21 protein-coding genes and 2 pseudogenes are annotated in these 19294 nt (G+C 70.7%); 8 read left to right on the plus strand and 15 right to left on the minus strand.

The window, feature by feature from the left end; all coding sequences use genetic code 11:
* Positions 1 to 33: 33 nt before the first annotated feature.
* The 5 genes from ACN6LM_RS26695 to ACN6LM_RS26715 form a co-directional block, all read right to left on the minus strand.
* Complete coding sequence (locus ACN6LM_RS26695) at positions 34 to 1482, minus strand: class I adenylate-forming enzyme family protein (RefSeq protein ID WP_445067932.1); 1449 nt, start codon at positions 1480 to 1482, stop codon at positions 34 to 36.
* Entirely contained in the window at positions 1475 to 3019 is a 1545-nt protein-coding gene (locus ACN6LM_RS26700) for an NAD(P)-binding domain-containing protein (RefSeq protein WP_445067933.1), read from the minus strand. The genes ACN6LM_RS26695 and ACN6LM_RS26700 overlap by 8 nt, the downstream gene beginning before the upstream one ends.
* A 256-nt stretch (positions 3020 to 3275) precedes the next feature.
* Complete coding sequence (locus ACN6LM_RS26705) at positions 3276 to 3719, minus strand: DUF2267 domain-containing protein (RefSeq protein ID WP_445067934.1); 444 nt, start codon at positions 3717 to 3719, stop codon at positions 3276 to 3278.
* A 128-nt stretch (positions 3720 to 3847) separates the two neighbouring features.
* Positions 3848 to 4240 (minus strand): DUF2267 domain-containing protein, encoded by a 393-nt coding sequence (locus tag ACN6LM_RS26710; protein ID WP_445067935.1) that lies wholly within the window; start codon positions 4238 to 4240, stop codon positions 3848 to 3850.
* Positions 4241 to 4336: 96 nt separating this feature from the next.
* Positions 4337 to 4768 carry an Hsp20/alpha crystallin family protein gene (locus ACN6LM_RS26715; protein ID WP_445067936.1) on the minus strand — a complete coding sequence of 144 codons (432 nt, stop codon included), beginning with the start codon at positions 4766 to 4768 and terminating at the stop codon, positions 4337 to 4339.
* Positions 4769 to 4892: 124 nt separating this feature from the next.
* Here ACN6LM_RS26715 and ACN6LM_RS26720 point away from each other — a divergent pair, with 124 nt between their 5' ends.
* A complete protein-coding gene (locus ACN6LM_RS26720) occupies positions 4893 to 5516 on the plus strand; it encodes a type III effector protein (protein WP_445067937.1) in 624 nt (207 codons plus the stop codon).
* 150 nt (positions 5517 to 5666) lie between these two features.
* Entirely contained in the window at positions 5667 to 5936 is a 270-nt protein-coding gene (locus tag ACN6LM_RS26725; RefSeq protein ID WP_445067938.1) for a Thoeris anti-defense Tad2 family protein, read from the plus strand.
* A gap of 49 nt (positions 5937 to 5985) precedes the next feature.
* On the opposite strand, the gene ACN6LM_RS26730 is transcribed toward ACN6LM_RS26725, so the two are convergent.
* Entirely contained in the window at positions 5986 to 6729 is a 744-nt protein-coding gene (locus ACN6LM_RS26730) for an SDR family oxidoreductase (protein ID WP_445067939.1), read from the minus strand.
* A gap of 104 nt (positions 6730 to 6833) precedes the next feature.
* Between ACN6LM_RS26730 and ACN6LM_RS26735 the strand changes: the two genes are divergently transcribed.
* A complete protein-coding gene (locus ACN6LM_RS26735) occupies positions 6834 to 7682 on the plus strand; it encodes a LysR family transcriptional regulator (RefSeq protein ID WP_445067940.1) in 849 nt (282 codons plus the stop codon).
* Between the two features lie 59 nt (positions 7683 to 7741).
* Here the strand turns inward: ACN6LM_RS26735 and ACN6LM_RS26740 are convergent, their stop codons facing one another.
* The gene (locus ACN6LM_RS26740) at positions 7742 to 8464 is read right to left on the minus strand and encodes an NUDIX domain-containing protein (RefSeq protein ID WP_445067941.1); all 723 of its coding nucleotides are present in this window, start codon (positions 8462 to 8464) and stop codon (positions 7742 to 7744) included.
* Complete coding sequence (locus ACN6LM_RS26745; RefSeq protein WP_445067942.1) at positions 8461 to 8844, minus strand: DUF4406 domain-containing protein; 384 nt, start codon at positions 8842 to 8844, stop codon at positions 8461 to 8463. The genes ACN6LM_RS26740 and ACN6LM_RS26745 overlap by 4 nt, the downstream gene beginning before the upstream one ends.
* A gap of 48 nt (positions 8845 to 8892) precedes the next feature.
* Between ACN6LM_RS26745 and ACN6LM_RS26750 the strand changes: the two genes are divergently transcribed.
* Positions 8893 to 9651 (plus strand): DeoR/GlpR family DNA-binding transcription regulator, encoded by a 759-nt coding sequence (locus ACN6LM_RS26750; protein ID WP_445067943.1) that lies wholly within the window; start codon positions 8893 to 8895, stop codon positions 9649 to 9651.
* Between the two features lie 178 nt (positions 9652 to 9829).
* Here ACN6LM_RS26750 and ACN6LM_RS26755 read toward each other — a convergent pair whose 3' ends face one another.
* Both ACN6LM_RS26755 and ACN6LM_RS26760 read right to left on the minus strand, forming a co-directional pair.
* The gene (locus ACN6LM_RS26755) at positions 9830 to 10831 is read right to left on the minus strand and encodes a sensor histidine kinase (protein WP_445067944.1); all 1002 of its coding nucleotides are present in this window, start codon (positions 10829 to 10831) and stop codon (positions 9830 to 9832) included.
* A gap of 128 nt (positions 10832 to 10959) precedes the next feature.
* A complete protein-coding gene (locus ACN6LM_RS26760; RefSeq protein WP_445067945.1) occupies positions 10960 to 11691 on the minus strand; it encodes a response regulator transcription factor in 732 nt (243 codons plus the stop codon).
* 234 nt (positions 11692 to 11925) lie between these two features.
* Between ACN6LM_RS26760 and ACN6LM_RS26765 the strand changes: the two genes are divergently transcribed.
* Entirely contained in the window at positions 11926 to 14178 is a 2253-nt protein-coding gene (locus ACN6LM_RS26765; protein WP_445067946.1) for an MMPL family transporter, read from the plus strand.
* Here ACN6LM_RS26765 and ACN6LM_RS26770 read toward each other — a convergent pair.
* Both ACN6LM_RS26770 and ACN6LM_RS26775 read right to left on the minus strand, forming a co-directional pair.
* Positions 14087 to 14593, minus strand: a pseudogene (locus ACN6LM_RS26770) (transposase); the annotation flags it as partial. The gene ACN6LM_RS26765 and the pseudogene ACN6LM_RS26770 overlap by 92 nt on opposite strands.
* Before the next feature lie 14 nt (positions 14594 to 14607).
* Positions 14608 to 15702, minus strand: a complete 1095-nt coding sequence (locus ACN6LM_RS26775; RefSeq protein ID WP_445067947.1) for a DUF4037 domain-containing protein — start codon at positions 15700 to 15702, stop codon at positions 14608 to 14610.
* Positions 15703 to 15920: 218 nt separating this feature from the next.
* Here ACN6LM_RS26775 and ACN6LM_RS26780 point away from each other — a divergent pair, with 218 nt between their 5' ends.
* Both ACN6LM_RS26780 and ACN6LM_RS26785 read left to right on the plus strand, forming a co-directional pair.
* Positions 15921 to 16667 carry an NAD-dependent epimerase/dehydratase family protein gene (locus ACN6LM_RS26780; protein WP_445067948.1) on the plus strand — a complete coding sequence of 249 codons (747 nt, stop codon included), beginning with the start codon at positions 15921 to 15923 and terminating at the stop codon, positions 16665 to 16667.
* A gap of 75 nt (positions 16668 to 16742) precedes the next feature.
* Positions 16743 to 17138, plus strand: coding sequence for a Rid family hydrolase (locus ACN6LM_RS26785; RefSeq protein WP_445067949.1), 396 nt, complete (start codon positions 16743 to 16745; stop codon positions 17136 to 17138).
* A gap of 226 nt (positions 17139 to 17364) precedes the next feature.
* On the opposite strand, the gene ACN6LM_RS26790 is transcribed toward ACN6LM_RS26785, so the two are convergent.
* The 3 genes and pseudogenes from ACN6LM_RS26790 to ACN6LM_RS26800 form a co-directional block, all read right to left on the minus strand.
* The gene (locus tag ACN6LM_RS26790) at positions 17365 to 18105 is read right to left on the minus strand and encodes a class I SAM-dependent methyltransferase (RefSeq protein ID WP_445067950.1); all 741 of its coding nucleotides are present in this window, start codon (positions 18103 to 18105) and stop codon (positions 17365 to 17367) included.
* A gap of 88 nt (positions 18106 to 18193) precedes the next feature.
* The gene (locus tag ACN6LM_RS26795; RefSeq protein ID WP_445067965.1) at positions 18194 to 18340 is read right to left on the minus strand and encodes a hypothetical protein; all 147 of its coding nucleotides are present in this window, start codon (positions 18338 to 18340) and stop codon (positions 18194 to 18196) included.
* 68 nt (positions 18341 to 18408) lie between these two features.
* A pseudogene (locus ACN6LM_RS26800) lies at positions 18409 to 18711 on the minus strand (NUDIX domain-containing protein); the annotation flags it as partial.
* A gap of 83 nt (positions 18712 to 18794) precedes the next feature.
* Here ACN6LM_RS26800 and ACN6LM_RS26805 point away from each other — a divergent pair.
* On the plus strand, positions 18795 to 19163 hold the full coding sequence (locus tag ACN6LM_RS26805; RefSeq protein WP_445067951.1) for a VOC family protein: 369 nt from the start codon (positions 18795 to 18797) through the stop codon (positions 19161 to 19163).
* Positions 19164 to 19294: the final 131 nt, after the last annotated feature.

Genomic DNA, 19294 nt, shown 5'->3' on the forward strand with positions numbered 1-19294 from the left:
CCGCCCTCCTGAGGAGGGCGGTAGCCCGGTCCGCTATCCCCCGTTTGCCAGCCGCTGTTTGTCGGGCTTTCCGGCGGCCGTGAGCGGTACTTCCCCGATGACGGTGAGCCGGGTCGGAGCACAGTCCTCCCCCACGCCCGCTGCCACCAGCGCCCGCAGTTCGGCGAGGTCGGGGGTGCCACCGGCCGCGGGCACGACGAAGGCATGGACGGTTTCGCCCGTTCGGTCGTCCGGTGCTGCTACGACGTATGCCTCGGCCACGGACGGGTGGCTGGAGAGCAGCCGCTCGACGGGCCCGGCGTAGTACACGTTGGCGTTGACGATGATCACGTCCCGGGTCCGTCCCGTGAGCCACAGCCGTCCCGACGCGTCGAGGTGGCCGAGGTCGCGGGTGCGCACCCATCCGCCGGAGAACACGTCGGCGGTGAGGGCGGGTTCCTGCCAGTAGCCGTGGCTCTGGGACGGGGTACGCGCGAAGAGCTCACCGTCGGTGCCGGGCGGGACCGGGCGGCCCGAGGCGTCACGGATCTCCAGGTCCACGGGCGGCACGCCCAGGGAACCCGGCGGCTCCCCCGGGGTGGCCATCGAGATCATGCCGGTCTCGGTCTGGCCGTAACCGTGGAAGACGACCGGGCCGAGCACTTCCGCGGCCTCCCGCATGCGCCCCGGTTCCAGCGGCGACCCGGACACCATCAGCGCGCGCAGCGTGCCGAGGTCCACCGGCGCCGTACGCTGCGCGGCCACGAGCCTCGTCAGCCGGGCGACCGTGATCACGCCGGCGGTCGCCCGGTGACGCACCAGGGCGTCGGGGAAGTCCGGAGGGTCGGCGGTGACGAGGGTGCCGCCGGCCGCGAGTGCCAGCAGCCCGTACTCCATCATCACTTGGCTGGCCAGGGTGCCGAACACCAGGAACCGGTCGAGGCGCCCGGCGAGTTCGCGGACGGCCGGCGGCCAGGCGTCCGGCCGGTGCGCCCACCCCGCGGTCATCGCCGCGTACGTCTGGGCGCACGCCTTGGGGAGGCCGGTGCTGCCGCTGGTGTGCAGGAGCCGGGCGGTGTCCCCGGGCCGGGCCAGGACCCGCGGCCGGACGCCGTCGTCCGTCGCCGCCAGCAGGTCGGCGAGCGCGAGGGTCAGGCCGTTTCCGCGGTCACCGGTGTCGTCGGGCCGGTCGGTGACGGTCACTTCGACGTCTCGCACGATGTGTTTCCGCTGTTCCTCGGTCAGGCCGGGCCGCACGCCGACGACACGTGCGCCGACGACATGGGCGGCGATGATCGCGGCGAATGCTCCGGGGCCGACGCCCAGGAGCATGGCCACGCCGTCGCCGGGTCCCACGCCGTGGCCGCGCAGGCCGTTCACCGCGCGCCGCACGGTGCCGAGGAGCCGGGTTCCGGAGATCTCCACGCCGGCATGCTCGAACACCGGCCGGTCGCCCGCTGCGTCGAGGATGTCCAGTACGGCCCCGGGAAACTGCTCAGTCAAGGCACTCCTTCACGAAGTCGGTGAGCGGCCGGCGGTGGACCTCCGGCAGGTTCCAGTCGTTCTCCAGGTTCTCCGCCAGATGGTGGGTACCGGCGAGCACACCGTCCCGGTAGTGGCGGACGACGGGATGGAGATATGTGGAGTCCATGGCGTGGTCCACGTCGTTCTCGACGACGCGCGGGACGGCCACGTCGAACGGGTCGGCATGGTCGTGCTCGGCTCCGTACTCGAGGTCGATGACGAACCGGTGCGGGGCGGGCCCGAGACCTCCGTCGGTGACGTAGTCCAGCGGGACCTCCTCCTGGTACACGGCCCGGTCGCCGTCCACTCCGACCGCATCGCCGAGGAATCCGAACTGCTGCCAGAGCGCTGACGAGCGGTTGATCCTGGCGATGACGGCGTCCGCGATCGTGTCCGGCGTCGCGGCGAACGTCCGGGCCGGCCAGGGGGTGTCGAGATGGCGGGCGCAGAGAATGCGGTGCAGAGCCCGGACCGCGTAGCGGAATCCGTGGATGAAGCCGTTGGTGGACTTCTTGAAGTCCCGCTGCTGCATCAGCGTGCCGGCGAAGTAGAGATCCGGCACGTTGACCGACTCGAAGGACGAGGTCTGCTCGGGGAACCGGTCGTTGATGACGAGCGCCGGACGGCAGCTCTCATCGAAGACGGACGCGTCGAAGCGGAAGCCGGTGCAGGCGATGATCCGGTCGTAGTGGAGCTCGCGCAACGGCTCGACGGTCCGCGCATAGCGCAGCATGACCCGGTAGCCACCGCTCTCCGTCTTCTCGATGCTTTCGACGGTGCCGTCGAGTACCGCGTTCTGTGACTTGAGCTGGTAGGTGTCCAGGAAGTTGTTGTTCACCGCGCGCAGGTGCCCGAGGTAGTGGGTCTTCCAGGCGAGCTTGACCGAGTGCGGACCGGCGACATGGATGACCGCGGCCTTCTCGATGAGGCCGTCGGCGGTTTCGAACGCGGAGTTCCCCTTGCCGATGACCAGCACCCGCTGATTGGTGAAGGACGCCGGGTCGGGGTCGAAGGAGTCGTACCGTTCGGCGAGTTCGACTCCCGCGATGGGTGGCTCGTAGAGCCGGGAGATGCCCGTCGCCATGACGAGTCTCCTGGCCTGCCAGGTGCGCCCGTCGCCGCCGCTCACGGTGAATACGCCGTCCGCCCGGGTGACCCGGACGACTTCCGTCCCGTACTCGACGTGGACGCCGGTACGGGCCGCGAAGTCGGCCAGGTAGCGCACGAAATCGTCCGCGGGTGGGAAGTAGCGCTCGCTGTACCGGGTGAAGAGCAGCTCCGGATCGTCGCTGAGCAGCGAGTTCCAGTCCATGCGCAGGTTGAGTTCCGGGTCGGTGAAGCCGGTGTTCACCTTGTTGGTCGATATCAGCCGGCGATGGCGGGGGTACCGGGTGAAGAAGGTCCCCGGTCCGCTCCCCCGCTCCAGGACGATGTAGTCGTGCCCGTCGCGTTCGAGCAGAGCGGCGAGCTGAAGTCCGGCCGGTCCGGCCCCGATGATGAGATAGTCGCGCACCATGGGCCCGGACGGTAGCGACGCGAAATCAGAGGGCTCTGAGATTCGGTGGCCGTTCCCCGGGGCGAACCGCCCGCCCACGCCATGGGCCGATCGTGTGGGGGCCGGGCGACCGGTGGGCGCTGCCCCGGTGGCCGGCCCGCCCGACCGGCCACCGCTTGCGCTCCCGCCCCTTGTCACACCGGAGGCCGTCCCGCGACACGGTCCGCTGCCGGGCCGGGCGTGGGTGGTGCGGACGGATCGAGGGCGTCAGTTCCCCTTACGCGGCCCGGGCGAGTTCGGCGCGTCCGAACAGCAGCGCGTAACCGCTGGGTAGTTGGTCGAGGATGCGGGTCATCAGTTCGGGGCCCGCGTGTGCGGCGACGGCCGTGAAGACGGATCCGGTGTCCCATCGGGTGGGAGCCAACGCGGCGCCGGAGCGGGTGGCCAGGTCCTTGACGAATGCCCAGCCGGTGAGCGGCTGGGTGCTGGGGACCTGTGCGGTGAGGACCCGTGCGGCCTCCGTCGGCAGGCAGGCGGCCAGGTCGACGCGCTCGTCGCCGGTCAGCTGGCGCCCCAGCCCCGCGAGGACCAGGCGGACGGCTTCCTCGGCCCGCTCGCGAGTGGGGTAGGCGCCTTCGTAGCGGACTTTCTCCAGCATCTGTTCGTACGCCGTCCCGTATGGCTGTTGGTACATGAGCGGTGCGCGTACGTCGGTGGTCACTGCGGTCTATGCCTTTCTCTGAGCCGGAGTGGGGTCGAATCGGTGTGCCGGGAACGGGTCGGCACCGGGGCGTGTTCCGAAAGTGGCGGCGTACGCCCGCCGGGCAGCCGGGTCTTTCGGAACACGCTTCAGATGGGACGGGGGCGACCGAAGAGGAGGTCGTAGCCGGCCGGGAGCTGGAGCAGGATCTGGTCCAGCAGGCCCTCTCCGACGGCGTCGGCCGCCGTCGAGAGCACGGCGCTCACGTCCCAGGCGGCGGTCCTCTCGGTGGCGCCCTCGATCCAGGCCGCCGCAGCGCGGACGAACCGCTCGGGCGGGAGCGGTTCCGCGCTCTGCAGCGGGTTGAGCAGGATCAGGGCGAACTCCTCGGGAAGCCGTGCGGCGAGCTGAGCGCGGACGGTACCGGCCAAGTGCGCCCCCAGGAGGGCGAGTACGACACGCGCCGCGCGTTCGGCTTCCTGCGGAGTCCCGTACTCGCCGCGTTCCTTGACGCGGTCGAGAAACGCTTCACGGCGCCACATTTTTTCGGCACACCCCATTCCCATGGATCGTCCCGGGGGCGCGGGGGCGGAGAGAGCCGGTTCGGGCACCCGCCCTCCGCGCGTCCACGGGTGGCCTCAGCCGGAGATCTCCTGACGCCCCGAGCCGGCGCCGACCGCGATCTTGCGGGGCTTGGCTCGCTCGGCGATCGGAATGCGCAGGGTGAGGACACCTGCGTCGTAGTGAGCCTGGATGTGCTCGGTGTCGAGCGTATCGGCGAGCACGATCTGGCGGGAGAAGACGCCGAGCGGCCGCTCCGACAGCTCGACCTGCACGTCGTCGGACTTCGCCACCGGCCGCCGCTCGGCCTTGACGGTGAGCATGTTCCGCTCGACATCGATGTCGATGGCGTCGGAGGCGACACCGGGAAGGTCGAAGGCCACCACGTACTCGTCGCCCTCGCGATAGGCGTCCATCGGCATCACCGACGGCCTCGACCAGGTACCCGGGCTCATCATCTGCTGGGCCAGCCGGTCCAGCTCACGGAACGGGTCAGTGCGCATCAACATGGGAAACACCTCCAGTGGGTTCAGGCAGTCGCTGCCAATGCGCCTCACTGACACTGTTGTAACATGTCATCCAATGGATGACAACCGAGATGTCATCCGGACGATGACAGTCGAAGGAGGGTCCATGGCCGTGGCCGATCAGCCGTCCTCGCCCAGTACCGGCGCTCACGGTCCGGTGTCGTTCCTGGCCGCCGCGGCGGCCCTGCAGGCCATCGACGACGCTCTGCGGGAGGCTCGGCACGGAGCTGCCGACACTCCGGCTCCCGGCCCGGAACAGGCACTGGCGTCCCTGTCGTTGCTGCGACAGGTACGCGAGCAGCTGGCCGGATGGGAGACGGGCCTCATCGAGACGGCCCGTGACGCGGGGGCGAGCTGGGCGGACCTCGCCCCTCCCCTGGGTGTCGCCAGCCGCCAGGCCGCCGAGCGCCGCTACCTGCGGGGCCGTCCCGGCCCGGCGGGTACGACCGGCGAGCAGCGTGTCCAAGCCACCCGCCAGGCCCGTGCGGCCGGCCGCGACACCGCCGTCCGGGCCCGGCGCAACGCGGCCGACCTACGCCGTCTCGCCGGTCAGATCATCGCGCTCACCGACCTTCCGCCCGCCGCCCATCGGCCGGTGAGTGACCTCCGCGCGGCTCTGGCCCACGACGACCCCGCCGACCTGGTCGCTCCTCTGGCCGCAGCCCGGCGCCACCTGACCGGCACCCATCGCGACCTGGCGTCGCAGACGGACGACCTCACCCTCCCCTGACGGCAGCGCACCGGACCGGGGGAGGCCGCGCGGCGAGACGGGCGATGCGGGGCAGCCGGCCCCCGACGCCGCCTGTCCCGGGACGTTCCGCGCCGTCAACTCCTCTTCCCTGTCGCGGAGTCCGCGTCCTACGCTCGGACGGTGACACACATGAGCTGGTCGGAACTGCTGCAACTGGGTACGGCGGACCCCACCTTGACCTTCGCCCGCGAGAAGTGGACCCAGCCGGGAAAGTTCGTCTGGGTGGCCCCGCGGGAGACCGTCACGGCCCCTACCGGGCAGCAGTACCCACTCTGCGTCACGGTGTATTTCAAGGACGCCGACGACATCGTCAAGCCCTACCAGCCGAGCATGGACGGGATGACGGAGGCCGACGACTGGTACGTCGGGGTCTCGGGCCGGCCACCCGGGGAGCGGTGAGCGGGTACGCGCCCACCGGCTCCCCGGGGTGACACGACCGGGGAGCACGTCACCAGGGCACCTCTCCCTCGTCGTCGAAGAAGCGGCCGGTGGGCCCGTCGGCCGCCACGGTGGCAAGCCGGATTGCGGCGGCCGCTCCTTGCTGGGGGGGGCGCACCCCCCGGAAGCCGTTGAGGTCGGTCGCGGTGAAGCCGGGGCAGACGGCGTTGATCAGGACGGGTGTGCCGGCCAGTTCCTTGGCGTACTGCACGGTGACGGCGTTCAAGAAGGTCTTGGACGGTGCGTAGGCGACGGAGATCGGGCCGGTCTCGGCGCCCGGGGTGGTCTGCAGCGTGAGCGATCCCACGCTGCTGGAGACGTTCACGATCCGCGGCGACGGCGAGCGGCGCAGCAGCGGGAGCAGGGCGTTGGTGATACGGATGACACCGATCACGTTGGTCTCCACGGCCGCCCGCACGCGGTTCACGTCGACCGTGGTGGGCTCCTGCGGTCCGCCCCCGGTGATGCCCGCGTTGTTGACGAGCGCGTCGAGCCGCCCGGTCCGCTGCTCCATCAGCCGAGCCGCCGCGGTCACGCTCGCGTCGTCGGTCACGTCCAGCGGTACGCCGAACACATCGGCCCCGGCCGCGCGCAGCTTGTCCACGGCGGCCTCGCGCTTCTCATCGTCCCGCGCGCCGATGCCGACGGACCAGCCGAGGGCGCCGAGTCCGGCGGCGATCTCATACCCGATGCCCTTGTTGGCTCCGGTCACCAGCGCGACCTTGGGGTGGTTCATGGTGTTCGTCTCAGTCATGGCATCGATACTTCTCCCCCACGGGACAGGACGTCCAAGACCGACCGGGTGGGCGGCGATACCGCCCGGGTATCGGCCCTGGCCGGCCCCGTTAGGCTCGCGGGGTGGAGACACGTGAGTTGCGGTATTTCGTCGCCGTCGCAGAAGAGCTGCACTTCGGCCGGGCCGCGAACCGGCTCGGTATCGCCCAGCCCCCGCTGTCCCGGGCCATCAGCGGGCTGGAGCGGCGCCTGGGCACCGCCCTGCTGGAGCGCGGCAGTCGGGGTGCCTCGCTGACCCAGGCGGGGGCGGTGCTGCTCCACGAGGCACGCGTCGCACTGGACGCCGTCGAGGCGGCCGAACGACGCACCCGCCGGGCCGCCCTGGCCGAGGCGGGCCGGCCCGCCGTGGTCCTGGCCGCGAAGGCGGGAGCCTCCAGTGAACTGCTGGCGAAACTCCTTGACGCCTACGCCGCCCAGCCCGGCGCCATCGCCGTGGACGTGGTGCTGTGCGGACCGGGCGAGCAGGCGTCGGTGCTGCGAAAGGGACAGGCCGACGTGGCCCTGCTGCACCGGCCCTTCGACGACACGGCCGGCCTCGACACCGAGGATCTGTACACCGAGAGCCAGGTCGTGATCCTCCCTGCCGGCCACCCCCTCGGCGCCCGCCCCCACCTGCGGCTCGCAGAGGTCAGTGACCTTCCCGGCCTCCCTCTCCCCCGCTGGCCCCGCCCCGACGGCACCTTTCCCGACGGTCCCGGGCCCCAGGTGCGCGACCACACCCAGCTCACCCAGCTCATCGCCCTCGGCCGCGCCTGCGCGGTCGTGCCGGAGTCCGGCCGCAGCGGCCTGGGCGACGGCCTCGCAGCCGTGCCGGTCTCCGACGCGCCCCGCGTCACCACGGTCATCGCATGGCCCCCGCACAGCCGCTCGACGGCGGTCGCGGGGCTGGTCCGCGCCGCCACTGCGCTGTGACCGACCGGCGGTGAACGTACCGCGAACCTGGCCCCGCGGTGGCGGGTACAGGGCCGTGGTCAGCGCGTGCGGCCGCGAGTGGCGGCGTGCGCCGCGCCCCCCGGCCGCGCGGCCGGCCTCTCGTCGGCGAAGGGCCCGTACAGGGCTGCCCACTGCAGGAGCATGATGGTCTTGCCGTCGGTGATGCGTCCGTCGCGGGTCATGGCGAGGGCTTCGGCGAAGGGGAGTTCGAGGACTTCGATGTCCTCGCCCTCTTCCTCGACTCCTCCGCCCGTGCCGGTCCGGTCGGACGGCGTGTAGGAGGCGGCGAAGAAGTGGAGGCGCTCGGTGACGGAGCCCGGGCTCATATAGGCGTCCAGGACGCGGGTGAGCGGGCCGAGTCGGACGCCGAGTTCTTCCTCGCTCTCGCGGCGGATCGCGGTGTACGGGTCTTCCGCGTCGAGCAGTCCCGCCGCCGCCTCGATGAGCATGCCGTCGGGGTGCCCGTTCACGTAGGCGGGGTAGCGGAACTGACGGGTCAGCAGCACACGGCCGCGCCCGGTGTCGTAGGGCAGGACGACGGCACCGTCGCCGCGGTCGTAGGTCTCGCGCTGCTGGGTCTCCCACCGGCCGTCGCGGCGCCGGTAGTCGAAGGTGGTGCGGCGCAGGACGTGCCAGCCCTGGGAGGTGAGCTCGACGTCGCGTATCCGGACGTCGGGGTTGCGGTCCAGTCCGCGTCCGGCCCGGTCGAGGCCGGTGCGGCCGCGGTGGTCGGGGGTGTCGATGCCGGGGCGGCCCGTCATGCGGCCTCCTCCGGAGTGCGACGCGGGATCTCGGCGACGTCCCGGTACACGGGCAGGCCGCGGCGGCGGGCGGTGGCGACGTCCTGGTCGGCGCCTGCGGACTCACCCGGCAGGCGCAGCACGGCATCGCAATGGGCGAGCAGACGGTCGGCGGTCGGATAGAGCACCTGGTCGGCGAGTGGGTCCGTGGGGCCGGCACCGGCCGAGTGCAGGACGGGCAGGGCGATCCACTCCCCGATCACGGGGATATGCCCGGCCTCGAAGACCGGCCAGGCGGCGGCTTCGAGGCGGGCGAGGTTGGCGGCCATGGCCTGCGGGTCGCCGTCGGTGCCGGAGCGGTAGGGACCGGCGATCAGGATGAGCTTTGGCTTGTCGTTCATGACCGCTACGATACATGCAGAAACGTGCAAGAACAGGAGAGAGTGCGAATGCTGGCTGCTGAAAGGCGCGACCACCTGCTTGGCCTGCTCGCCCGCGAGGGGAAGATCGTGGCCAAGGAGGTCGCCGCCGAACTGGGCATTTCCGAGGACAGCGTGCGACGTGACCTTCGCGATCTCGCCGCCGAGGGGCTGTGCCAGAGGGTGTACGGCGGTGCTCTGCCCGCTTCCCCGGCGGTGGTGGACTACGACGCGCGGCAGGCGGTGGCCCCGGACGGCAAACGAAAGGTCGCCTCAGTGGCAGCCGCGCTGGTGCGGCCGGGCGGCTCGGTGATCCTCGACGGTGGCACCACCGCCCTCGCCGTGGCACGGGCGCTTCCGAAGGAGCTCGCCTGCACGGTGATCACCCACAGCCCGACGATCGCCACGACTCTGATCGACCACCCGCGGGCGGAGCTCTTCCTCCTCGGAGGACGCGTTTTCAAGCACTCGGCGGTCACCTGCGGCGCCGCCGCGGTCGAGGCCGCACAAAACGTCTCCGCCGACCTGTGCCTGCTCGGCGTCACCGGCGTCCACCCCGACGCCGGGCTGACCACGGGGGACGCCGAGGAGGCGGCGATGAAGCGCGCCCTGTCCGCGCGGGCCGCGGACACGTACATCCTCGCCTCGTCGGAGAAGATCGGCACGGCGTCCCCGTACCGCGTCCTGCCGTGGGAGAAGATCACCGGGCTGATCACCGACGCGGGTCCCGACGACACGGTGATCGAGCGGCTCAGGGCGCTGAGTGTGGAGGTCCTTGTCGCCCGCTGACTGCCCGATGCGGGACCTCGCCCGGCGGCAGGGCCGGTGCGCGGCTCCGCCGCCGGGCCGCGCCGTCCCGCCTCCGGGGCGGAAGCAGGATGGCGCGGGCCGCCTGGGCAATGATCACTACTGGTGGATCTTGATGTCGTGACCTGTCGTCATGAGCGATGACTGAAGCGCTCTGTGGTCACAGGCTCACGGCATCGATACGGGGGAACACGATCTCCACACGGGTCCCCTGACCAGGTGTGCTGTCGAGGTCGATCTGGGCGAGGTGGAGTTCTGTGATCGCGGCGACGATGGACAGGCCCAGGCCGCTCCCGCCGTGGGCGCGGCTTCGCCCTTTGTCCGCGCGGTAGAAGCGGTCGAAGACGTGAGGGAGGGAGCGTGAGGGAATGCCGGGTCCGTCGTCCTGGACCACGAGTACGGGGTGGCTGTCGGCGATGCTCAACTGGACGGCGTAGGGCGCCTCGGGGGGGCAGTGCATGCGGATGTTGCCCAGCAGATTGGCCAGCATTCCGCGCAGTTGCGCCTCGTCGCCGAGCACCGTGACGCCGGACTGGATGTCGACCGTGTGCGGCCGGTGAGGTTCGACCGCCTCGGCGTCGCGGCAGGAGTCGGCGACGACGCGGCTGAGGTCGACTGACTCCAGTTCCGCATGGGCGTATTCGTCGAAGCGGGCCAGCATGAGCAGCGATTCCACCAGTCCGGACATCCGGTGCACCTCCGACAGCATCCGTTGGATCGCCTCGTCCACCGCGGCTTTGTCGGGCAGCGCCCCGTGCTGGTAGAGCTCGGCGTACCCGCGCAGGGACTGCAGGGGTGTGCGTAGCTCGTGCGAAGCGTCGGCGACGAACTGGCGCATGCGCTCCTCGGACGCCTTGCGGGCGTTGAGCGCCTCCTGGATCTCGTCCAGCATCCTGTCCAGGGCGTGGGCGAGACGTCCGACTTCTGTGGCCGGCGCTGTGGGGGCCGCGCTGACGCGCCGGCTCAGTTCGCCCGCGGTGATGGCGTCCGCCACGTCGGCTGCGTCCTCGAGCGGGCCCAGCTCACGTCGTACCGCGACGGTGGTGACCGTGGCGATCACGAGGAGCCCGGCCAGTTCGGTGGTCACGATCGCCGCGGGGTCCTCGGTGAGGGTCCAGGCGGCCGCCGTGGCCGCCATGGCCAGCGCGCACAGGACGGTCACCAGAACGCTGATCCGTGTGCGCAGAGGCCAGTGGCGGGGATGTCTCCACGTGTCGCTGGTCGGGGGTGCGGGGCTCTGCGAGTTGTTCGCCTTCCTGCTGGGGCCTGGCGGCCGCGGGTGGTGTCCGTTCAACGGGGCTCCCGGATGCTGTAGCCGATCCCGCGCTGGGTGTGGATCAGCGGTGGCCCGAGGTGGTCGATCTTGCGGCGTAGGTAGCTGATGTAGGTGGCGACGACGGTGTCGTCGCCGTTGAAGTCGTAGGACCATACGTGGGCCAGGACTTGGGCACGGGGCACCACCCGGCCGCGGTGCAGCATGAGATAGCGCAGGAGACGGAATTCGGTCGGGGACAGCTCTACGGGTGTGCCGCCTCGGTGGACGGCGTGGGTGGTGGGGTCGAGTTCGAGGTCGGCCACGCGCAGTACCGGGTCGGAGAGCCGCCGGGGCCTGGTGCGGCGCAGTACGGCCTGGACCCGGGCGGCGACCTCGTCGAGTCCGAACGGCTTGGCGATGTAGTCGTCGCCCCCGGCGGTGAGTCCTCTGATCAGGTCCTTTCTGGTGTCGAGTGCGGTGAGGAAGACCACCGCGTGCGGAAGCCCGTCCTGGCGCAGCCGGTGCATGACCTCGAATCCGTCCCCATCCGGGAGCATCACGTCCAGCAGGATGAGTTCCGGGAGGAATGCCCGCGCGGCGGTGACCGCCTCGTGGACCGTTGCCGCAGTGCGGACCTCGTAGCCGAGGAACTGCAGGAACCTGCTGACGGTGTCCAAGATCGCCGGTTCGTCGTCGACCACCAAGAGACGGCCTTGCGCCGCCGGGCCGGTCCCCGTGTCCGGGGAAGTGTCTGGGGCGCCTGTCATCGAAGTCCTCGACCTCTTTCCCTGTCTGTTCCCCCTCCGATCATGACCGAGCGGGGGGCCGGGTTCCATGGGAGTTCCGTGTGAACAAGGCCCGCCAGAGGCATCGACGGGCGGGTCCGCCCCGGTCCCGGTCTAGCGTGGATTGAGCCTCTCACCAGGCACAGCGTCCGGCCCGCAGGCAGTAGGCGGACCCGGCGTCCTCGTCCTCCGCGTTCGTCCCCGAGGAGCTTCTGCATGTCCACATTCCTCTACCGGCTCGGCCGGTTCTGCTATCGGCGAAAGGGTGCCGTCATCGGCGCCTGGCTCGGTGTCCTGGTGGTCGTGGGGGTATCGGCGTTCACTCTGATGAAGCCGTTCGCCTCGGCCACCACCATTCCGGGCACCGAGGCGCAACGCGCCCTGGACGTGATGGAGAGAGAGTTTCCCTCCACTAGTGACGGACACGTGACCGGCACGATCGTTTTCCGGGCGCCGGACGGCCAGAAGATCACTGTCGGGCAGGCGAAGCAGGACGTTGCCAGGGCCGTGGAGGGGGCAGAACGCGCCCCTGCGGTGGTGTCGGTTGCCGCCCCCGCAACCGAGGCCGGCAGCATCTCAGCCGACGGCCGGACAGGCATCGCCGAGATCGTCTTCACCGCCGAGAACGCTGAAGGCATCCCTTCCGATACGAAGCAGAGCTTGGTGGAAAGCGCGACCGAGGCCCGCTCGGCAGGACTGACCGTCGAACTAGGCGGTGCGGCCTTCGACACCATTCCTCCCGTCATGGGACCCACCGAGGTCGTCGGAGTTCTGATCGCCCTGGCCGTGCTGGTCCTCGTGTTCCGCACCCTGCGCGGCGCCATCATCCCGGTGCTCACCGCCCTGGTCGGTGTGGCCATCGGCGTACTGTCCCTGCTGGCCATGACCAGTGTGATCACGATGGACAGCACGTCGATCATCCTTGCCGTGATGCTCGGCCTGGCCGTCGGCATCGACTACGCCCTGTTCATCATCTCCCGTCACCAGACGCAGGTACGCCAGGGCATGGACCCGGAGGAGTCCGCCGGTCTCGCCACCGGGACTGCCGGTGGCGCCGTCGTCTTCGCCGGCGCCACGGTCGTTGTCGCCCTCGCCGCCCTGGCCATCGTCAACATCCCCTTCCTGACCGTCATGGGTCTCGGCGCCGCCGCCACCGTCGTCGTCTCGGTCCTGATCGCCGTCACGCTCTTGCCCGCAGTGCTCGGCCTGATGGGCAAACGCATCGCCAGCAGCACCGTGCCGGCCCTGGCCTGGCGGCCCCGGCGCAGTGCCCGACGCACGGACGGCAGCCGCCCCCTGGGAGAGCGGTGGGCGTCCGGAGCAGCTCGCCGCCCCTGGCTGGTCCTGGCCGCCTGTGTGCTGGGCCTGGGTGTTCTGGCCGCGCCCGCAGCCGATCTGCGTCTCGGACTGAGCGCGACGAACGACCCCCACAACTCTGCCGCCCGCGCTCAGAAGATGATCGATGAAGGATTCGGCCCCGGCCACAGCGGCAGCCTCATCGTTCTCACCCAGGGCGGGAACAAGGCCACCGTGACGTCCGCCGCACAGAACCTGGCGAACAAGATCGAAGGGCTGACGGACATAGCGGCGGTCTCCCCGGTGGTCCCGGCGGCTGCCGGGAACGCCGCGCTGGTGAACGTCACACCCTCCAGCAGCCCCGGATCCGAGGAGACCACTCAGCTGCTCAAGGAGATTCGCGAGGCCCGCGGCGATGTCGAGACGAGCACCGGCACGCAGGTGAACGTCACCGGAACGACCGCGGTGAACATCGACACCGTCGACAAACTCTCCGCAGCGCTCCCCATTTACTGCCTGGTGGTGATGGGGCTTGCCCTGATCCTGCTGACCCTGGTCTTCCGGGCTGTCGCGGTGCCGCTGAAGGCGGCACTGGGCTTCCTCTTCTCCCTCGGAGCTTCCCTGGGCGTGCTGGTGGCGGTCTTCCAGTGGGGCTGGCTCGCCGGCCTGCTGGGCATCGCGGAGACTGGGCCCGTCTTGAGCTTCCTCCCCATGCTGCTGGTCGGCATCCTGTTCGGCCTCGCCATGGACTATGAAGTCTTCCTCGTCTCCCGCATGCGCGAGGAGTACGCGCGCGGAACAGCACCCACCGAGGCGATGATCCGCGGCTTCGGTCACAGCGCCAAGGTTGTCACCGCCGCGGCCGTGATCATGATCGCTGTCTTCGGCGGGTTCGTCTTCGCCGAGATGCAGGTCGTCAAGGGCATGGGACTCGCCCTCGCGGTCGGCGTCCTCATGGACGCCTTCGTCGTCCGGATGACCCTCGTCCCCGCCGTGATGGCGCTGCTCGGACGCAAGGCGTGGTGGCTGCCGCGCTTCCTCGACCGCATCCTGCCCGACGTGGACATCGAGGGCGAGCAGCTCATGAAGCACAGAGCCGCTTCCCAGCCCGGTCCGAAGGCCGTGGAAGCCGAGCCGGTCGGCGAGGTGAGCGCCGGAACACACCTGACCTAGGTTCTGCGGGCGGCTGTCGCACCCGCATCAGAAGTGATACGAGAGTGACAGCCGCTTCGTAGGACTGGGAGGTCTCGTCGTACCGGGTGGCGACGCCACGCCACTGCTTCAGTCGGTTGAAGCGCCGTTCCACGACGTTGCGGTGCTTGTAGACCTCGGGGTCAAAGGCCGGCGGGCGGCCCCCGTGGCTCCCTCGCCGGGCCCGGTTGCGGGCCTGGTCGGCCCGCTCGGGGATCGTGTGCGGGATGCCGCGGCGCCGCAGCCAGGTGCGGATCGCCTTCGAGCTGTAGCCTTTGTCGCCCAGGACGTGATCAGGCCGGGTGCGGGGTCGTCCCGGGCCGAGGCAGGGCACCCGGCTCCCTTCCAGCACGGCAGCGAACCGGGTGCAATCGTTGGTGTTGCCGCCCGTGAGAACGAAAGCGACACTGCCTAGGGCAGAGCCGTCGCGCGCGTGACGGCGTGGGTGAGGTCCGGACGGCTGAGGACCTCGGTGCTGTCGATGAACTGGTCAACGGCGCCGAACGCCGGCAGGGCGCGGACGGCCGGGTCGGTGATGCGGGCAGTCAGGGCCCCGGCAAAGCGCTCGGCGTGCAGAACCCGGAACGGCCTGTTGTGGTAGGGCCGTGTCGCGGGGTCGACGAGGTCGCAGAGGCCCAGGCCGTTCTGCACGGACGCGACGCTCTCGTAGGCGAGAGCGAGGTGGTCCTCGCGTGTGTGCCAGTCGGTCGCGGCAAGGGCGGCGGCGAGTACCGGAGTGAGGGCGGGTCCCTGGGGGGTGCGGGCGAAGGCGCTGCCGAGCCATTTGCCGTACGGCGGGTAGCGGCGGTCCATGAGCAGGCAGAGCCGCATCAGATCGCGCACCAGCCGGGCGGCGACGACGGCGGAGCCGAGTTCGTCGCCCACCTCGCCGCAGCGTCCGACGAAGGCTTCCTCCTGGGAAATGCGCTGCCACTGGCAGGCCAGGAGGTACAGCCAGAGATCATCGGGGTACCAGCCGAGCACGGACCGGGCCGGGCCGAGGCGGCCGAGTCCGTCGTGGAAGACAGCACCGGCCGTGACCTCGGCAAGACGCTGGGCGGGTGTGGCCAGCCAGTGTTCCAGGGTGATGTCCCCGCCCGGGTCGAACCCCAGCCGCTCGGTGAACCAGGTGCTCGCGTCGGTGACTTCCACCCGGTGGCGGACCGGCCCCTCCGTCGCCCGCATGACCCCGATGCCCGCATCCCCGGTCTCGGCGAAGTGCGTCGGATAGCCGCAGAACGACTTCGGCAGGCGCTCGGAGAGCAGGGCCGTGATCGCCGTTCCGTGACGGGCGACGTCGCTCGGGTGCAGGAAGATCTGCAGACGTGGTCCCCACTCGTGGTCGGCGGAACGGGCGGTGTCGAACCCGAGGACCTCCGAACCGCTGCCGAGACGGGCGGCGGAATGCGTCAGCCCGGGGACGGCCTCGTCGAGCAGCGGCCTCACGGCTTCGAGGTAGAAGCGACGCGACAGTTCGAGTCCGGGAATGAAAGGCGGCGTGGTCATAGCGACGAGGGTGCCGCACCGGCGGTGCCCAGTCGAAGCCATTTCCGTGCCCGGCGAAGCGTCGGGGCCCGGCACGCGGCTTGTCCCCGCATCCGCCCGCCGTCCTGATCAGCGGACGGAGGCGCGCGAGGATGCGAGGGGCGTCGAAGCCGGGGGGAGGATCATTGAGTCTGGGAACAGTGGCTGTCACAGGGGCCGCGGGAACGATCGGTTCCGCGGTGCGTGAGGCGCTACGCCGGGAGGCGGCGCGCCTGATCCTGCTCGACCGTGTGCCGCTTCGTCCGGAGAGTGAGAACGAAGAGGTGCACACCCTGGACCTGCGGCACGCCGCTGCCGTGGAGTCCGCCCTCGCGGGGGCCGACCGCGTGCTCCACCTGGGCGGCGTGCCCGACGAGGCTCCTCTCCCGGACCTGCTCGAAGCCAATGTGCTGGGTACGCACAACGTCTTGGAGGCGGCGCGGCGCACCGGAATGCAGCGGGTGGTGCTGGCGAGCAGCAACCGTGTGACCGGGTTCTACGCCGTCGGTCATCTCACCGGACCGCAGGAGCCGGCACGTCCTGACGGCCTCTACGGCGTGAGCAAGGCGGCCGTCGAGGCCCTCGGGCGGTTGTACGCCGACAAGTTCAGCCTGTCGGTGGTCTGCCTGCGCATCGGCAGTTTCGAGCCCATGCCTACCGAACCGCGCCATCCGGCCACCTGGCTGAGCCCGCGGGACGCCGTCGGATACATCCGGGCCGCCCTGGCCGCACCGTCCTCCACCCGCTTCGTCACGGCGTACGCCGTCTCCGGCAATACCCGCCGATTCTGGGTACTCCCCGACACGTCGGAGCTGGCCTACGCCCCCGTCGACAACGCCGAAACCCACGCCGCGGACATCCCCGGAGATCTCCCGGCCGATCCGGCCGGAGTCCAGGCAGGCCACTACGCCGAGCCCGAGTTCACTCTCAGGCACCTCCGGCGCTGACTGACCCATGTGCCCCCGCACCGGCCGCGCCCCTACGCCTGATTGAACCGCGGTCCGGCCCGGTATAGGAACGACATGACCACCCATGAGATCGGCCCGCGCATGGTGGGCGAGCGGCTGATGTACAACCGGGCTGTCCGCGTGGACGCCCCGCGCAGTTGGCTGTTCCTCTCCGGACACGAAGCCCGCGACGACGACGGCGGCATCGCCCATCAGGGAGACATGGCCGGTCAGATGAGACTGACGCTGCGGCGGCTGGGCGAAACCGCCGCCGAGGCCGGGATGACGATGGCCGACGTGGTGCAGATCCGGATCGTCACCACCGACCTGGCTTCGTGCAAGGCACACTACGACGTGCTCCTGGACGAACTCGCGGCCGCGGGCTGCCGGCCGGCCAGCCTGCTGGCGGAAGTCAGCGCCCTGTCCGATCCGGACATGCTCATCGAGATCGAAGCCGTGGCAGTGCGCTGAGAGCCGGCCCAGCGGCGCTGCGGCGAACCGCGTTCCTCCTCGGCCTGAACCTGTCCGGGCGATCACCGGCCGGGATACGGTGCCGACGGCGGAAGGGCCTGGCAAGAGCAAGGGGGATGCGCCGCGCGGACGCAGTTGTGCTCGTGCAGCGCATCCCGGATGCGACTGCCCCGTCCGGCGACGTACCTCGCCAGGGCCGGCCACGGTGCGGCAGACGCGGCGGGGCTCACGGTTTGTGGGTCACCCAGAGTGCTTCCGCCGGCCAGTGGTGCGCCCAGTCCGGCGGGTCCGTCTTGTTGTAGCCATTGGCCGCGTCGGGGCCGGGGCGCGGTTCGATGAGGTCGTCGATGACGAGCCCGGCGCCGCGCAGGACCCTGATCCAGTCGCCGTAGGTGAGCTGGTAGCTGACCGCACCCTGGTCTTCGTCGATGGCGTCCAGGCCGAAGTAGTCCCGTTGCAGCGTCGTGGTCGCGCGGCTGGCGGCTTCGTCGTAGCAGGCTTCGAACCAGGGGCTGGCGACGTTGAACACCAGGCGCCCGCCGCGCCGCAGCACGCGGGCGGCCTGCGGTACGGCCAGATGCGGGGGCGCCCAGCTGAGCCCGCCGTAGTCGCAGAACACCAGGTCGAAGCTGTCGGCGGCGAACGGCAGCTGTTCGGCGGCACCCTGCACCAGCGGGTAGCGGGCCGCCCCCATCGCGCGAGCCGCTGCGGCGAGCTGCTCTTCGGACAGGTCGAACCCGACCACCGCGGCCCCCTCGGCGGCGAGCGCCCTCGACCACTGGCCGGCACCGCAGCCGAGCTCCAGGACGCGATGGCCGGTGACGTCGCCCAGCGCTCGCAGGTGCGCGTCAGGAAGGGCGTACGTGCCCCACAGGCGGGGCGCCGCGCCGATCCGCGCGTCGTGTCCGTCCTGGTAGGCACCGCTGATCCGATTCCAGAACCGCCTGTTGCCGGGGATGCTGTCCACGGATCGACCCAAGCATCACCTGCGGGAACGGTCAACGCGGTTGTGGTGGGCGGCTACCGCGCCCCGGTCATGGGAGGAGGCGGCCCCGTCACCGGGCGGAGGTTTCGCGCAGAAAGCGCGCGTGGGCGCGGATGCGCGACAGGTCCTCGGGGAAGCAGCTCTCCCAGTCCTCACCGAGGGATGTCCAGGCAGCCGGCCGGCCGCTCTCCGCGTCCAGCGGTGTACCGGAATCCACGATCGCGGCGTACGACAGCCCAAGCGTCGCCGGCCATCGCGGGTGGTACGAGCGCACTGTCGCCGCAGCAGTTCCGCCACCACCCCGGTCTCTTCCAGCAGTTCGCGACGTGCGGCCTCGCGCGGTGTCTCTCCCGGCTCGACCCGCCCGCCCGGCGGAACCCAGCCCCGCCACCGGTGACGCACCAGGAGCACCCGGTCGAACTCCCCGCCGAGGACCCACACCTCCGCGGCAAGCGGCTCCACGGGCGCCTTCCGGGCGCGGGCCGGCCACTGGCCCGCGCCGTCGAACTCGGTCCTGGCCGGCCGCACATCGGAGGTCGCCGCCTCCAGCACCCGTTGCTCGAGCGCGTCATGAATCATCGCGTCCATACAAGTCGTGCGTCCGACACCGATGAGTTCACCGTTCACGAGCGGTCTGCCCGGGTGACCCAACCGTTCTCGGCAGGAGCACTATGTCCACCATTCAGCCAGTCATCCTCACCGCCCGCCAGGACGTCCTGGCCGGCTTCTACACGAAACTGTTCGGCGCCGAGGAGATCTTCCGGGTGCCGGCGGACGGCCCGGTGTTCTACCTCGGTCTGCGCATCGGCGACACGGACCTCGGGCTGGTGGCCAAGAAGGAAGCGGGGGACGGCGCGGCACCACGGATGCTGCTCAGCATCGGCGTGGACGACGTCGACGCGACACTCGGGCGCGTGGAGGCGTTGGGCGGGTCGGTCAGCCGCGCCCCGAACGACATGCCGTGGGGCCAACGTGTCGCCCACATCCTGGACCCGGACGGCAATCCGGTGAACCTCACGCAGCCGATCCGGACTCGGTGAACCTCCCGGGCGTTCGCGCCGGTCGTGGGCGGCCTGAGGCGACGCCGGCCGGCGCGAACGCCCGGGACAGGCCCCGGCGGCGGGGCGGGACGCCGTCGCCCATCCGACGATTGCGGCAGCTCGGCTGAGCC

The sequence above is a fragment of the Streptomyces sp. SAS_281 genome, from assembly GCF_052542855.1.